Consider the following 14,376-nt stretch of genomic DNA (forward strand, 5'->3'; position numbering starts at 1 on the left):
ACTCAGGCCGTCGGGACGGTGCCCTGCTGGGCCTCCTGGAGGTTCTCCAGCTGCACGACGCGGTGGTAGAGGGGGTCGCGGAAGTTGTTCAGCGTGATCAGGGGGGAGACGAGGCTCTCGCGTTCGGCGGGGTCGTCGGACTCGATGGACTGCACCCAGGCCACCGTGAGGTAGTGGCCGCTGACGGTGGCCTCGGCGGCGCTGAAGCCGGCGCCCAGGCTGGAGAAGGGGTCCTCCTCGGCGGCGGGGACCTCGATGAAGCCGGCCGGCTCGGCCGCGGCGTCCTTGGGGGGCTGCAGGGCCGTCGCCACGGCGTTGGCGGCCTTCTGGTCGCGGAGGTTGAACATGGCCACCGCGCCGACGTAGCCGTCGGAGGTGTAGCCGGCCCGGGCCGCCTGGGTGCATCCGGCGTCGGCCAGCGCGGCGCTCACGCGCTCGCCCCAAACCGCCGAGGCGCAGTCGTCGGTCAGCGACGAGGTCTGCAGCTCGAAGGTGATGCCCTGGCTCTCGCTGTCGATCCGCTTGCTGTCCTCGCCGAAGAGCTCGCCCTTGTTCAGCGGCCGGGAGTCGGCCTCGCGGGTGGCCAGCACCTCGTTGCCGGAGTCGTGGACCTCGTAGGCGGTGGGGACCGGGTTCTCCGGTGCGGTGGCACCGCCGGCGGTGAACTGCACGACGAGCACGACCACCAGCGCGACGACCGCCACGCCGAGGGCGCCGAGCAGGATCGGCAGCAGCCTGCCGCGCGACCCCGCGCGGGAGGGGCCCCTGCGCCGGCGGCGGGCTCCCTTGCGGCGGGCGGGGGAAGGCGCGGCCAGACCCTCGATGGAGTCGGCTTCGTCGAACTTCCTCCGCCGGCCGGGGGTACCGGACACAGACGACTTAGAAGACACCAGAACCTCTCGGACGGTCGCGGGGCTGTGTTCTCATGTGGCGGGGGACGGCTGAGCCGCGGGTGACCATGCCGCCGGTTCGCAAATCCTAGCTTGCGGGCGGACCCGCGGCGTCCCTGGTGCCCGCCTCCCTCCCGCCGCCGCCCGGTTCCGGGGTGGCTGCCGGGTCCCGCGCCGGTCGCCGCCGAACGCGACGGGCACCGCGGCGGTGCGCCGCGGTGCCCGGATGCGGCCTACTGACCGGCTTCGCCGACCTGCCGGTAGACCCAGGTGGAGGCGTTCATCGCCGCCACGTTCAGCGTGGAGAGCGTGTCGCTGTCACTGGGTTCGCCGCCGTCGGTGCGGGCCACCCAGTACACCGCGAGGTAGTGCCCCATGACCTGTGCGGTGGCCTGGCTGTAGCCCTTGTGCAGCCCTTCGATGCCGCTCTTCTGCGGCAGCAGGAACCCGGGTGCGGTGGCGGAGACGCCGGGGTCCAGCGACCGGGCGACGGCCTCGGAGGACTCGACGTCGGCGAGGTCGAACAGGGCGACCTGTGCGACGTACTCGTCGTCTTCGCCCATGTAGACGGCGCTGGCCGCCGAGGTGCACTCGCCGTCGACGAGCGCCCGGGCGACCCCGTCGCCCCACACCAGCGACGTGCAGGTGTCGGTGACCTCCGCCTGCTCGCGGACGAGGGTGTGGCCGTCCAGCTTGAGCTCCTCGGTTTCGGAGCCGAAGACCTCGTCCTTGGGAAGCGCGCCGCCGCCGTCGCCGCGCTCGGCGATGGGCGCGAACGCGTCGTCCTGGGGCTGGGCCTGGTAGAGCCTGGGTACGAGGGTGGAGTGCCCCTGGGGAGGGGCGACCACGGCGCTGCTGCCGCCGCTGTCGGCGGAGTCGGGCGAGGCCGTCGCCAGCTGGTAGGCGAGGACGCCCAGCAGAGCCACCAGTGCGGTGACGCACAGCACCAGCAGGGTGGCCAGGATCGTGGTGCCCCGCTTGCGCGTGCTCTGCTCGGCGAGGGTGTAGACGATCTGGCTGGACCGGTCGCCCAGGACCGTCACCCGGCGCAGCGCCGAGGCGGAGAACTTCGACACGGGGTCGATGCCGGGCGCCGAGCGCGCGGAGCGGCGGGTGCGGTTCTGGCCAGCGCCGCCGCGCCGTCCGCGGTCGGAGCGGTCGCCGCGGTCCTCGGCCGGCTCGGCCGGGGCCCGCCTGGCGGTCGCGGTGGCCGTGCGGCCCCCCGAGGCCCGGTCGCCCCGGCGCCCGCCGCTTTCGCCCGCGTCGTCGCCGCGTTGGGTGTGCACGTCGTCGGCCGCGTAGCGCTCCCGGAGCGCGCGGGCCGGCGCGCCCCGGCGCGAGCGCCTTCGGCCGGCGCGCCCGGTGGAGTCCGATGTGGTCACGGTCTACTCATCCGTCCTCGGACGGCGCGGTCCCCCTGCTCTCCGGCCGTCCGGCTGTGGGTGTCTGCTTGGAGGTTCCGGTGCCGCCGCCGTCGGATCCGTCCCCGCCGCTGTCCTGAGAGGTCGCAGGGTCGGTGTCGAAGACCTCGGTGCCGGCGTCGTGGCCCGGGGGGACCACCCGGCTGGAGAAGGAGTCCAGATGCCGCCCGGCCCAGAGGAAGTAGGCCAGGGCGGCGAGGAACACCGCGACCGAGGTCCAGTTGTTCAGCCGCAGGCCGAGGATCTCGTGCGCAGGGTCGACGCGCAGGTACTCGATCCAGAACCGACCCACACAGTAGCCCATGACATAGAGCGCGAAGAGCCGTCCGCCGTCGAGGCGGTCGCCGTATCGCCTGCCCAGCCAGGCGAGCAGCACCGCGAGTGCCACGCACCACAGTGACTCGTAGAGGAAGGTGGGGTGGTAGGTGCTGTAGTACTCCGTGCTGCTGCCGGGTATGGGCTGCATGCCCGGACGCGGTACGCCCTGGGCGTTGTGGGAGTAGTCCAGCGAGATGTGCACGGCCCAGGGCAGGTCGGTGGGCTTGCCGAACAGCTCCTGGTTGAAGTAGTTGCCCCAGCGGCCCAGGGCCTGGGCCAGCGGCAGGGTGGGCGCGATGGCGAAGGACAGCTTGGACAGCGAGATGCCGCGGCGCCGGGCCACCCACCACACGCCCACCGCGCCCAGCGGGACGGCGCCCCAGATGCCCAGCCCGCCGTTCCAGATGTAGAGGGCCTCGACGGGGTTGCGGCCGGGGCCGAAGTAGAGCTGGTAGTCGCTGATGACGTGGTAGAGGCGCCCGCCGACGAGCCCCAGCAGCACCGCGGGCACCGCGAGGTCGATGATGGTGCCCTTCTCGCCCCCCATCGCGGCCCAGCGGCGCTCGCTCCAGAACACGGCGGCGACGACTCCGGCGAGGATGCACAGGGCATAGAAGTGGATGGTGACGGGCCCGAGCGAGATCGAACTCACGTCGGGGCTGGGAAAGGCCGCGAGGGCACGGCCGGTCTCGGCCGCGCCCTCGGGGGCGGTGAGCGGATTGGTCATCGCGCGGATCTGTCCTTGGGGTCAGGGTGAGACGTCGGGCTCGGGCGAGGCGTCGGCGGTCGCGCCGGCGCCCGCGGCAAGCGGTTCGGTGCTCACCTTTCCGGGCTCGGCCCGCTCGACGGCGTCGCGGACGCCGTCGCCGGAGAAGGCGGCGTCGCCCATCTTGCCACCGTTGACGTAGACCGACGGGGTTCCGTTGAACGCGTTCGCTCCGGAAGAGTACCTGTCCTTGACCGCGCCCGTGGCATCGATCACCTCCTGGACATAGGTGTCCTGGAGGAACGAGCTGTCCACGCCGTTGTCGTCGCCCCACTCCATCAGCCCGGACAGGCCCATCTCCTTGATCTCGGCGCCGCTGAGCTCCTGCTGCGCCGCGGAGGTGAGCCGGGGCAGGTACTCGCCGGTGAAGGTGTCGACGACCTTGCTCTCGGCCTCGACCCGCTGGGCGAACGCGGGGTCGTCGATACCGACCTCGCCGCCCCACTCCTTGAGGTCACCGGTCGCGAAGCCCTGCGTGCCCTCGGGGGGCTGGTTCTCGAACAGCAGGTCGTTGTACTGCACGAACTTGCCGTGGTCGGCGGCCGCGCGGGCGGCGGCCGCGGCGCGCAGCGAGTTGGCGCTCAGCGGCTCCTGCGCCTGGGCGAAGATGCTGACCGGCCGGTAGTGCACGATCGCCTTGCCCTCGCTGGCGAGCTGCTGCAGCGTGGGGCCGCTGGCGGTCTCGAACTGCTTGCAGGCCGGGCACTGGAAGTCGGCGTAGACCTCGACCACGGGCGCCTTGACGCCCTCCTTCGCCAGTACGACGCTGCCGTCCTCCTGCAGCGTCTGCGCGGGCAGCTGCTCGTAGCGGTCGGCGAACGCCTGCTCCTGCGCGCTCTGCTGGGCGAAGAAGAGGTAGCCGCCGCCCACCACGACGAGCACCACGGCCAGCGCGGCGCCGACGACGCCCAGCACCCTGTTGCGTGCGGCCCTCTTCTTGGCCTGCTCCCGTTCCTGCCTGAGTCGTTCGCGGGACGCTTCCCGCGCAGCCTTGCCCATCAGCCGATCACCGTGATCCGTTGTGTGTTCATTGGTCTGGCCGCGGCCGCGGAGCGGCCCGTGTGCACCGCCCCGGGAGGCGCCGGCGCCCGGCGTGCTCGCGGCGCGCCGCTCAGCGGTAGAGGCCGAACAGCCTGTCCAGCGCGAGCGGCGAGCGCGGCCAGATCGTGACGATCGCGGCCAGCGCGAGGAAGCCGAGGTCGCGGGCGATGTCGAGTCCGTATCGGGTCTCGCCCTCGGCGACCGGCCCTCCGGTGCCGAAGCATCCGCAGTCGATGTTCAGCCCCCGCGCCCACGCCGAGACGATGCCCGCGATGAACACCACCATCAGCAGGCCCGAGGCGGCGCCGACGTAGCGCGTGGCCAACCCCATGAACAGCAGCAGCGCGAGCGCGAATTCCAGCAGCGGCAGCGTGAAACCGATCAAGCGGCTGAGTTCGGGCGAGAAGAGCTGGTAAGCCTCGACGGACTGCACCGACAGGGCCGGCGGCAGCTTGCTCACTGCCGCATACGCCAGCACGGCGGCCAGGCCCAGGCGCGCGAGCAGGGTGATCCACGGCTGGATCGCCGCCCACCGGCGCGATGCCGCGGCCGGCTCGGCGGCGTCGGGGGCCGACTGGTGTGTGGTGTCCATTGAAGGGTGTCCCGGGGGGCGTGGCGGTCACTGCGGACGGGCACCGGGTCGGTGCCCGCCGTGCGGATACTACTCTACGTCAGCACGGAGACACGCTGAGTCGGAGCATCTTCGCAACGGTGCGCGACTGCCCGGCGTCCTCGCCGAACAGTAACGAGCGGACCACCGGGTTAATGCCCCCGGCCGCCTTCCGGGGGCACACTCTCACCGAACTTTTACCCGCGGCGCCGCCTCGCGCGCGGGTGGGCGCCGGTGGCACCCCCGCGGCGGTGATCTTGTACCTGCGGTCCCTTGTGATCGCTCACAATGACCACAGGTACAAGATCGGCGGCGGAGAGTGAGTGAGGTCAGGTACTAGGAGCGCCCGTCGCGCACGCCCAGGGCCAGCTCCTCGGCGAAGGAGCGCACGGCGCTGATGCCGGTCTCCAGGTCGGGGGCGTCCAGCACGCGCTGGCAGAACCCGGCTCCGGCGATGACCCCGTCGGCGTAGGCGGCCACCTCGGCGGCCTGGGACCGGTTGGAGATGCCCAGGCCCACGCACACCGCCGGACCGCCGCCGGGGATGGCGCTCCTGGTGCGCGCGACCAGCTTCTCGGCAGTGCCGGCGACCTGCGCGCGGGTGCCGGTCACCCCCATCAGCGAGGCGGCGTAGACGAAGCCGCGCGAGGCGCGCGCGGTCAGGCGCAGCCGCTCGTCGCTGGAGGAGGGCGCGACCAGGAAGATCCGGTCGAGCCCGGCGGCGTCGGTGGCGGCGAACCACTCCTCGGCCTCCTCCGGGATGAGGTCGGGGGTGATCACCCCGGATCCGCCCGCGGCGGCCAGGTCGGCGCAGAAGCGCGCCGGACCGTAGCGCTCGACGGGGTTCCAGTAGGTCATGACCAGGGCCGCGGCGCCGGTGGCGGCGGTGGCCTGCACCACCCGCAGCACGTCGGCGGGGGTGGTCCCGGCCGACAGGGCGGTGTCGGCGGCCCGCTGGATGGTGGGCCCGTCCATGGTCGGGTCGGAGTAGGGCAGGCCGACCTCGATGACGTCGCAGCCGCCTTCGACCATGGCCTCGATGACCTTGATGGAGGATTCGGGGTCGGGGAAGCCCGCGGGCAGGTAGCCGATGAGGGCGGCCCGCCCGTCCGCCTCGGCGCGGGCCAGGGCGGCCTGCAGCGCGGTCCGGCTCGTGGCGCCCTGCTCGTCGGCCCCGCCGGGCGCTGCGCCCGTGCCGCCGTTCGTCCGCTCGTTCACGCCTGCTCCTCGCCTTCGCCGTCGACGAGCCCGAAGTAGGTCGCGGCGGTGTCGACGTCCTTGTCGCCGCGCCCGGAGAGGTTGACGACGATGACGCCGTCGGGGCCGAGCTGCTCGCCGATGCGGCGCACGCCGGCGAGCGCGTGGGCGCTCTCGATCGCCGGGATGATGCCCTCGGTGCGGCTCAGCAGCCGGAAGGCCTCCATGGCCTCGGCGTCGGTGACGGCCCGGTAGGAGACCCGGCCGGTGTCGGCCAGCCAGGCGTGCTCGGGCCCCACCGCCGGGTAGTCCAGGCCCGCCGAGATCGAGTGGCTGGGCAGCGTCTGGCCGTGCTCGTCCTGCAGCACGTAGGTGCGCGCTCCGTGGAAGACCCCCGGGGCGCCGCCGGTGATGGCGGCCGCGTGACGGGCGGTCTGCACGCCCTCTCCCCCGGCCTCGAAACCGTAGAGGGCGACGCCGGGGTCGCCGACGAAGGCGGCGAAGATCCCCATCGCGTTGGAGCCGCCGCCGACGCAGGCCGCCACCGCGTCGGGCAGCCGCCCGGTCAGGTCGAGCACCTGGGCGCGGGCCTCCTCGCCGATGACGTAGTGCAGGTCGCGCACCAGGGCCGGGAAGGGGTGGGGACCGGCCACGGTGCCGAAGAGGTAGTGGGTCGTCTCGACGTTGGCCACCCAGTCGCGGAACGCCTCGTTGATGGCGTCCTTGAGGGTGCGGCTGCCGACGGAGACGGGAACGACCTCGGCGCCCAGCAGCCGCATCCGCGCGACGTTGAGCGCCTGGCGGCGGGTGTCCTCCTCGCCCATGTAGATGACGCAGTCCAGGCCCATCAGCGCGCAGGCGGTGGCGGTGGCCACGCCGTGCTGGCCCGCGCCGGTCTCGGCGATGACCCGGGTCTTGCCCATGCGCTTGGTCAGCAGCGCCTGGCCGAGCACGTTGTTGATCTTGTGGGAGCCGGTGTGGTTGAGGTCCTCGCGCTTGAGCAGGACGCGGGCGCCGCCGCAGTGCTCGGCGAAGCGCGCGGCCTCGGTCAGCAGGCTGGGCCTGCCGGTGTAGTCGCGCAGCAGGGCGTCGAGCTCGGCGCGGAAGGCGGGGTCGGCCTTGGCCTTGTCCCACTCCTGGGCGACCTGGTCCAGGGCCGCGATCAGCGCCTCAGGGCTGAAGCGGCCGCCGAAGCGGCCGTAGTGCCCGCGTGCGTCGGGCAGGTCGGATCGGACGGAGTCCGGTGTCGCGGATGGCATCTGCTTCTCCATGTCGGCGCGCGGCGCGCGCCCTTTGCGGTCGGGGCCGGCGCCGGGCGAGCGCGCCCGGGCCGCCGGCCGGGGGGTCGGCACGACTGCGGGGGCCGCTGCGCCGATGCGCGAGGGCCCCCTAGGGCCATCGCCCGCCGGCGCGGCCGGGCAGGCCGCTCCGGTGGGCGGGGGTGCGCGCCGCCTCCACGGTCAGCTCCGGTCCCGCAGGGCGGGGTGCGCGCCGGCCGTGACCAGGTCGGCGACCGCGTCGCGCGGGTGGCGGCCGCGGACCAGGCTCTCGCCGACCAGCACCGCGTCGGCGCCGTGGCCCGCGTAGGCGAGCAGGTCGTGGGGGCCGCGGACCCCGGACTCGGCGATGCGCACCCGGTCGGCGGGGATCAGCGGCGCCAGCCGGGAGAAGGTGTCGCGGTCGACCTGGAGGCTCTTCAGGTCGCGGGCGTTGACGCCGATGACGGTGGCCCCGGCCTCCAGCGCGCGGCCGACCTCCTCTTCGGTATGCACCTCGACCAGCGGGGTCAGGCCGAGCGAGCGCGCCCGCTCGACCAGGGAGACCAGGGCCTCCTGGTCCAGGGCGGCGACGATCAGCAGCACGGCGTCGGCGCCGTGCACGCGCGCCTCCCACAGCTGGTAGGAGCTGATGATGAAGTCCTTGCGCAGCAGCGGGGTGGGCACGGCCGCGCGGACCGCGTCGAGGTCCTCCAGGCTGCCGTCGAAGCGCCTGCGCTCGGTGAGGACGCTGATCAGCGCGGCGCCGCCGGCGGCGTAGTCGCGGGCGAGGGCCGCGGGGTCGGTGATGGTGGCGAGGGCGCCCTTGGACGGGCTGGAGCGCTTGACCTCGGCGATGACCTGGACACCGGGGCTGCGCAGCGCCGCGGCCACGTCCTGGGGCCGCGGCACGGACTCGGCCGCCTCCTTGAGCCGCTCCAGGGGTGTGGCCGCCTGCCGATCGGCGAGATCGGCGCGCACTCCCTCGACAATCTCGTCGAGCACGCTCACGTGGGACTGCCCCCTCATGTCGCCGGTGTGTGGACCTGAACCGTCCCCGCGCGTGCGGGTGGCGCTCGGGGTCGCCGGGTGCCCGCGGCCGAGGCGGTCGCGGCGTGCTCGGGCGGGGCGCACCCGCCGCGGTCGCGCGCCGGGGCCGGGCACCGGACCGCGGGGCCTGTCCCCGCGTTCGGGTACTACCGATCGTATCGAGTCCGGGCGCGGGTGTTGCCACGTCCCCCGGATTGCCGGCCCCGGGCGGGGCGGGCCGCTATCCCGGAGCCAGGAACGCGCCGAAGGGAAGATTGCGGACCAGCCAGAAGGCCAGCAGGACGGCGAGGAACAGATACAGCCACGCCGGGTGCACGGCCCGCTTGGGCGCGGTGCCCGGCGGAGCCGGGCGGAAGGACCGGTACAGCCAGCGGAAGTAGCTGTAGGCGACGAGCGGCGCGATCGCCGTCATCAGGGCGTTCATCTGCACCGCGCCCACCACGTCCAGGTTGGTCAGCGCGTGGATCGCCCGCATGGTGCCGCAGCCGGGGCACCAGGTGCCGGTGACCAGCAGCCAGGGGCAGGTGGGGTAGTGCCCGGGTTCGTTGGGGTCGACGAAGTGCAGGAGGGTGGCGCCGGCGATGCCCGCCGCGCCCAGCAGCAGCGGCGCCGCCCCCGGATGGAGGCGGCGCCGCGTGCCCGCGGACTGCTGAGGGGCCATCAGTAGGTCGTGGTGGTGGGCGTCGACGCCAGCAGCGACGCGATGGAGACGCCGTAGATGATCCCGCCGATCACGTAGCAGAGGATGCCGACGATGAGGGCGATGATCGTGAACCGCTTCGCCTTGCCGGCCCGCTCCTGGGCGGAGGCGAAGTCGCCGCGGTTCCACTCGGCGTTGACCTTGGCCGCCGAGAGGATGGCGGGGATGGCGAAGGGCCAGCAGCAGAACATCGACAGGATCGCGGGGACCAGGAAGTCGTTGGGGGGTTCGGTGGCCCCGGCCTGGCTGGGGTATCCCCCCGAGCCTCCGGGAGGCGGGCCGTAGCCGCCGGGCGGAGGCTGGTTGGGGGGCTGCTGACCGGGTGGAGGACCGTAGCTCATGTGGATGCGGCTTCCTGGGTTGGAATATCAGGGACGGGATGTGCGGTGCGGCGTGCGGGTGCGTGCCGGCGGGCGGAGGAACCCGCAGCCGGCGCCGACCGCCGCTGCGCACGGCAGAGTCGCATCATGCCAGATGAGTGCCTTCGGCGCCGACACCGGGGCCGAGGGCGAGCGGCGGTGTGCCGGTAATCTACTCCCCCGCGGGTGGGAGCGTCCACGTCCGCAGGGGAGGCTCGCTCGGAGCGCGTGCACCGGGCCCGTCCGCTGCGCAAGGGCCCGGTGGGACCGGTGGGGCTCCTAGTGCGCCGCAGCGGTCTCGTCGGCGTGCTCGTCGCCGCCGGAGGGCTGTGCGGCCTCGGCCTGCTCGGGCTCGGGCTTGTGGCGGCCGGCCTGGAGGGCCTCCCACTCCTCGCGGGTGGGCGGGGCGGTGCGCGGGTGCTTGCGGCCGAGCCCGGCCTTCTTCATGATCCCGGCGACGGCGGCGCAGACCACGCTCGCGCCCAGGGCGACGGCGGACCACATGACCACGTTCTCGTCGAACATGATCGCCACGCCGGCCGCGGTCCACACGACGATCCAGGACAGGGTGAGGAACCACCCCGCGACGGTGTTGCCGTGGTCCTCGTGGTGTTCGTCGGCCATCAAGGCTCCTTCTGGTTCTCGTGATCGGTGCGGGTGGCGGACCGCCCGGCGGCGCGGCCGGATCGTGCCGCGGCACCGGGGTCGGTGTCGGGTCCGGGGTCCAGGGTGGGGTCGGCGCCGCCGTCGAGCGACTTCCACAGCTCGGCGGGATCGCTGGAGAGGGCGGCGCTCGGCGCGCTGTGGCGATCGTACCTGCCGCCCATGGCGGGCCAGGCAGCACCCCGGACCAGCGTGTAGGCGCCGGCGGCGATCAGCAGGGCGGCGCCCGCGGCGGCGATGCCGGGCCACAGCGCCACCAGGTGCAGCCCCTCGACGGCGCCGTGGGCGGTGGCGCGGTCGGCGGCCGCCTGCTCCAGCGCGGCGGGGCGGGTGCCGCGCCACACCGCCGCCAGCCCGGCGGTGCCGAACAGGGCGATGATCGCGCCCAGGACGCGGCGCGCGAGTCCGCGGGTGGCCAGCAGCGCGGCCAGCGCCGCGAGGGCGGCCAGCCCCACGGCGAAGGCGGTGGGCGCGACGTCGTCGCCGGTCACATCGACGGGTGCGGCCGCCACCGGGCCGCTCAGCGCGACCTCGGCGCGCGCCCAGGTGCGCCCGGAGGCCCCGGCGAGCGCGCCCGCGCCCGCGGCCACGGCTGCCAGCACGGCGGCGTACTCGGCGCGGTACCGCCCGGCACTCACCGCGCCTCCCGGTCGGCGCCGTCCGCGCTCGGGGCGCCCAGGGGCAGCGCACCGCCTGCGTCGAAACAGGTGCGGGTCCCGGTGTGGCAGGCGGGTCCCGTCTGGTCGACGCGGATCAGCAGGGTGTCGCCGTCGCAGTCGAGCGCGGCGCTGACGACCCGCTGCACGTTGCCGGACGTGGCGCCCTTGACCCAGTACTCGCCGCGGCTGCGCGACCAGTAGGTGGCGCTGCCGGTGTCGAGGGTGCGGCGCAGCGCCTCGTCGTCCATCCAGGCGAGCATGAGCACCTCGCCGGTGTCGTACTGCTGGACGACGGCGGGCAGCAGGCCGTCGGCGTTGCGGGTGAGCCGGGCGGCGATCTCCGGTGCCAGCCGGGAGTGGGAGGCGCCTGCGTGCGGGCTGGTGCTCATGGTTCCAGCCTATGAGCCCGCCGGCACCGGCCGCGGCGGGGTCGGCCCGCGCGCCCGCGCCGGCTCCGCCGCCTGCCATCCTGCCTTCGCTGGGCCGTAAGGTTTCTTGCGCCGCAGAACCCCCGCTGGACCCGTTGTCAGGAGTGCCGTGACCGCCGAGCTGCTCGCCGCCGACCTGGCCGGCAAACCCGACGCGCTCTCCGCGCTCGCCGACCGCCTCTCCCGCCGCGACCCCTACCGGGCGCTGCCGGTGCTGCTGGACGACGAGCCGGCGGGGATCCTGCTGCTGGGGGTGGGCGCCGCCCGCCACGCGTGCGCCGCGGCGGCCGCGCGGATGCGGACGGCCGGCCTGGGCGCGGTCGCCGAGTACCCCTCGGCGCAGCGGTCGCTGCCGCCGGGCCCGGACACGCTGGTGGTGGCGGTGGCCGCGGGCGGCGGCAACCGCGAACTGTGCACGATGCTGGACGCCTACGTCGAGCGTTCGGCGATCATCGTGCTGACCGACGCCCTGGACGGGCCGGTGGCGCGCTACGCCGACATCCTGGTGCCGCTGCTGGCGGGCGAGGAGCGCAGCGGGCTGTCCTGCCGCGCCTTCCAGCACGCGCTGGCGCTGTTGCTGCTGCTGGGCTACCGGCTGGGCGCGCCTCCCCTGGGCGGCGACGTGGCGCTGAGCCTGCGGCGCTGCGCCAACGCCACAGCGGGGCTGCTGGAGCAGGCGCCGCAGTGGGTTCCCGGGGCCGCCGCCGCGCTCGGCTCCACGCACGGGCTGCACCTGGTGGCCCCGGCCGAGCGGCTCTGCTCGGCGCACCAGGGGGCGATGGCGCTGCGGCAGGGCCCGGTCGTGGCGGCGCACGCGGTGGAGTCGGGCGAGTGGTCGCACACCGACCGCTATCTGGCGGCGGTCTGCGACTACCGGGCACTGGTGTTCGCCGGCTCCCACTACGACGAACGCACCCTGGACCACCTGCTGGAGCTGCGGGGCGCGGCGGTGGCCGTGGGCGGCGATCTCAAGGGCGCGCAGCTGTGCGTGCGCTACCCCGGCGACACCGATCCCGACGTCAGCCTGCTCACCGAGCCGGTCGTGGCCGAGCTGCTGGCCGCCCACTGGTGGGCCGAGCGGGAGCGGGGGCGGCGCCCGGCCGCGCGCTGAGGGGCGGCCGGCGCCGGGCGGCCCGCTGTCAGGCGGAGCTGCGCACCCAGGAGGCGTACAGGTCGGCGTAGACGCCCGGCCGGGAGGCCAGTTCCCCGTGGGTGCCGCGCTGGACGATGCGGCCGCCGTCGAAGACGAGCACCTCGTCGGCGGCCTCGGCCGTGGACAGCCGGTGCGCGATGGCCACGGAGGTGCGTCCGTGGGTCAGCCGGTCCAGGGCGCGCTGGATGCGCACCTCGGTGTGGGGGTCGACTGCCGAGGTGGCCTCGTCCAGCACGAGCAGGTCGGGGTCGGCGACGTAGGCGCGCACCAGGGCCACCAGTTGGCGCTCGCCGGCCGACAGCGACTCGCCGCGCTGGCCCACCGGGGTGTCCAGGCCGTGGGCGAGGCCGCCGAGCCAGTCGGCCAGGCCCAGTTCCTCGATGGCGGCCTCCAGTTCGGCGTCGGTGGCCTCGGGCCGGGCGAAGCGGATGTTGGCCGCCAGCGAGCTGTCGAAGAGGAACCCCTCCTGGGGCACCATCACCATCCGGGCGCGCAGGGAGGAGAAGGCCACGTCGCGCAGGTCGGTGCCGTCGATGAGCACGCGGCCCTCGACGGGGTCCATCAGCCGGGTGAGCAGTTTGACGAAGGTGGTCTTGCCCGACCCGGTCTCGCCGACCACGGCCACCCGGGTGCCGGGGGCGATCTCCTCGTCGACGGCGTCGAGCACCGTGGGGCCGCCGGGGTAGGCGTAGGAGACGTCCTCGAAGCGGACCCGGACGGCGCCGCGAGGCAGTTCGACGCCCGCCTCGCCGGGGTCGGCGATGTCGGGAACGGTGTCGAGGATGCCCAGCACGCGGCGCCACCCCGCGATGGCGTTCTGCGCCTCGTTGAAGATCTCGGTGGCCATCATCATCGGCGCGACGAACAGCGTCATCAGGAACAGGAACGCCACCAGCTCGCCCGCGGTGATGCCGCCGCCGATGCCCAGCAGCACTCCGGCGATCACCACGGCCGCGTTGCCCACCGCCGCGATCATCTCGGCGAACGGCGAGACGGCCATGGACAGCCGCTGCGCCTTGACCTGGGCGGTGCGGGTGGCCAGCACCGTGGTGTCGACGCGTTGGGCGGTGCGCTCCTCGGTGGAGTGCGCGCGGATGACCGAGGCGCCCATCACCGTCTCCCCGATGGCGCCGAGCATGTCGCCGGTGCGCTCGCGGACGGCGAGGTAGGCGCGCGAGAGCCGCTTCTGCAGCCAGCGCGCGCCGATCAGCAGCGGTAGGAAGCACACCCACACCAGCAGGGTCAGCTCCCAGGAGTAGACGGCCATGAGCACGGTCGCCACGAGCAGCTGCCCCACGCTGACGATCAGCTGGAGGCCGCCCCACTGCATGAAGGTGCTGATCTGGTCGACGTCGGCGGTGACGCGGGCGACCAGGGCTCCCTTGCGCTCGCTGTTCTGGGTCAGCACCGACAGGTCGTGGACGTGGCGGAACGCCTTGCGGCGCAGGGTGGCCAGCGCGGACTCGGTGGCGCGGTAGAGCCGCACGTTCATCAGGTAGGCGCAGACCATGGTGACGGCGAGCGTGCCGGCGCACACCGCGACGACCGCGGCCGCGAAGTCGATGTCGGGGCGCCCGCCGGCGGTGGTCAGCCCGCGGTCGATGATCTGCTGGATGGCGATGGGCACGATGACCTTGCCCGCCGTGGCGACGACGGCCAGCAGCAGGGTCAGCCACAACCCGCGGGCGAACTCCGGGGACAGCCGCAGGCCGCGCCGGATGGTGGCGATGGCGCCGTCCTCGCTGCGCTGCAGCCCTGCCCCGCCCGCGTCGGAGCCCTCCTGCGGGGCGGCACCGGATGCGCGGTGCTCCGGTCGGGCGGCGGGGGCGGTCATCGCATGCCTCCAAAGCGGGTCTGGTCGCGGC

The 14,376-nt window shown here is 74.1% G+C and carries 15 protein-coding genes; 1 reads left to right on the plus strand and 14 read right to left on the minus strand.

Going from position 1 to position 14,376, the window contains the following annotated elements; all coding sequences use genetic code 11:
• Positions 1-2: 2 nt before the first annotated feature.
• From FZ103_RS06245 to hisI, 13 genes are all read right to left on the minus strand, one after another.
• The gene (locus FZ103_RS06245; protein WP_155999529.1) at positions 3-872 is read right to left on the minus strand and encodes a hypothetical protein; all 870 of its coding nucleotides are present in this window, start codon (positions 870-872) and stop codon (positions 3-5) included.
• Between the two features lie 251 nt (positions 873-1,123).
• Positions 1,124-2,272 carry a hypothetical protein gene (locus FZ103_RS06250; protein ID WP_186355895.1) on the minus strand — a complete coding sequence of 383 codons (1,149 nt, stop codon included), beginning with the start codon at positions 2,270-2,272 and terminating at the stop codon, positions 1,124-1,126.
• Between the two features lie 7 nt (positions 2,273-2,279).
• The gene (gene lgt / locus FZ103_RS06255; RefSeq protein ID WP_155999531.1) at positions 2,280-3,356 is read right to left on the minus strand and encodes a prolipoprotein diacylglyceryl transferase; all 1,077 of its coding nucleotides are present in this window, start codon (positions 3,354-3,356) and stop codon (positions 2,280-2,282) included.
• A gap of 21 nt (positions 3,357-3,377) precedes the next feature.
• The gene (locus FZ103_RS06260) at positions 3,378-4,394 is read right to left on the minus strand and encodes a thioredoxin domain-containing protein (RefSeq protein WP_155999533.1); all 1,017 of its coding nucleotides are present in this window, start codon (positions 4,392-4,394) and stop codon (positions 3,378-3,380) included.
• Between the two features lie 112 nt (positions 4,395-4,506).
• On the minus strand, positions 4,507-5,028 hold the full coding sequence (locus FZ103_RS06265) for a MauE/DoxX family redox-associated membrane protein (protein ID WP_155999535.1): 522 nt from the start codon (positions 5,026-5,028) through the stop codon (positions 4,507-4,509).
• A gap of 354 nt (positions 5,029-5,382) precedes the next feature.
• Positions 5,383-6,186: a tryptophan synthase subunit alpha gene (gene trpA, locus FZ103_RS06270; RefSeq protein ID WP_156000014.1), complete on the minus strand. Its 804-nt coding sequence runs from the start codon at positions 6,184-6,186 to the stop codon at positions 5,383-5,385.
• A 74-nt stretch (positions 6,187-6,260) separates the two neighbouring features.
• On the minus strand, positions 6,261-7,502 hold the full coding sequence (trpB, locus tag FZ103_RS06275; protein ID WP_155999537.1) for a tryptophan synthase subunit beta: 1,242 nt from the start codon (positions 7,500-7,502) through the stop codon (positions 6,261-6,263).
• Positions 7,503-7,703: 201 nt separating this feature from the next.
• Entirely contained in the window at positions 7,704-8,510 is an 807-nt protein-coding gene (gene trpC, locus FZ103_RS06280; RefSeq protein ID WP_186356004.1) for an indole-3-glycerol phosphate synthase TrpC, read from the minus strand.
• A 259-nt stretch (positions 8,511-8,769) separates the two neighbouring features.
• On the minus strand, positions 8,770-9,210 hold the full coding sequence (locus FZ103_RS06285; RefSeq protein WP_155999541.1) for a DUF2752 domain-containing protein: 441 nt from the start codon (positions 9,208-9,210) through the stop codon (positions 8,770-8,772).
• A complete protein-coding gene (locus tag FZ103_RS06290) occupies positions 9,210-9,590 on the minus strand; it encodes a CD225/dispanin family protein (RefSeq protein ID WP_155999543.1) in 381 nt (126 codons plus the stop codon). The genes FZ103_RS06285 and FZ103_RS06290 overlap by 1 nt, the downstream gene beginning before the upstream one ends.
• A 297-nt stretch (positions 9,591-9,887) precedes the next feature.
• Positions 9,888-10,232, minus strand: a complete 345-nt coding sequence (locus tag FZ103_RS06295; protein WP_155999544.1) for an HGxxPAAW family protein — start codon at positions 10,230-10,232, stop codon at positions 9,888-9,890.
• Positions 10,232-10,909 carry a Trp biosynthesis-associated membrane protein gene (locus FZ103_RS06300; protein ID WP_186355896.1) on the minus strand — a complete coding sequence of 226 codons (678 nt, stop codon included), beginning with the start codon at positions 10,907-10,909 and terminating at the stop codon, positions 10,232-10,234. The genes FZ103_RS06295 and FZ103_RS06300 overlap by 1 nt, the downstream gene beginning before the upstream one ends.
• Complete coding sequence (gene hisI / locus FZ103_RS06305) at positions 10,906-11,319, minus strand: phosphoribosyl-AMP cyclohydrolase (protein WP_155999546.1); 414 nt, start codon at positions 11,317-11,319, stop codon at positions 10,906-10,908. Before hisI ends, FZ103_RS06300 begins: the two co-directional genes overlap by 4 nt.
• Before the next feature lie 148 nt (positions 11,320-11,467).
• Here hisI and FZ103_RS06310 point away from each other — a divergent pair, with 148 nt between their 5' ends.
• On the plus strand, positions 11,468-12,469 hold the full coding sequence (locus tag FZ103_RS06310) for an SIS domain-containing protein (protein ID WP_186355897.1): 1,002 nt from the start codon (positions 11,468-11,470) through the stop codon (positions 12,467-12,469).
• Between the two features lie 28 nt (positions 12,470-12,497).
• On the opposite strand, the gene FZ103_RS06315 is transcribed toward FZ103_RS06310, so the two are convergent.
• Positions 12,498-14,345, minus strand: a complete 1,848-nt coding sequence (locus FZ103_RS06315; protein WP_155999550.1) for an ABC transporter ATP-binding protein — start codon at positions 14,343-14,345, stop codon at positions 12,498-12,500.
• Between the last annotated feature and the right edge of the window lie 31 nt (positions 14,346-14,376).

The organism is Streptomonospora sp. PA3 (genome assembly GCF_009728995.1).
In the GTDB taxonomy this organism is placed as follows: domain Bacteria; phylum Actinomycetota; class Actinomycetes; order Streptosporangiales; family Streptosporangiaceae; genus Streptomonospora.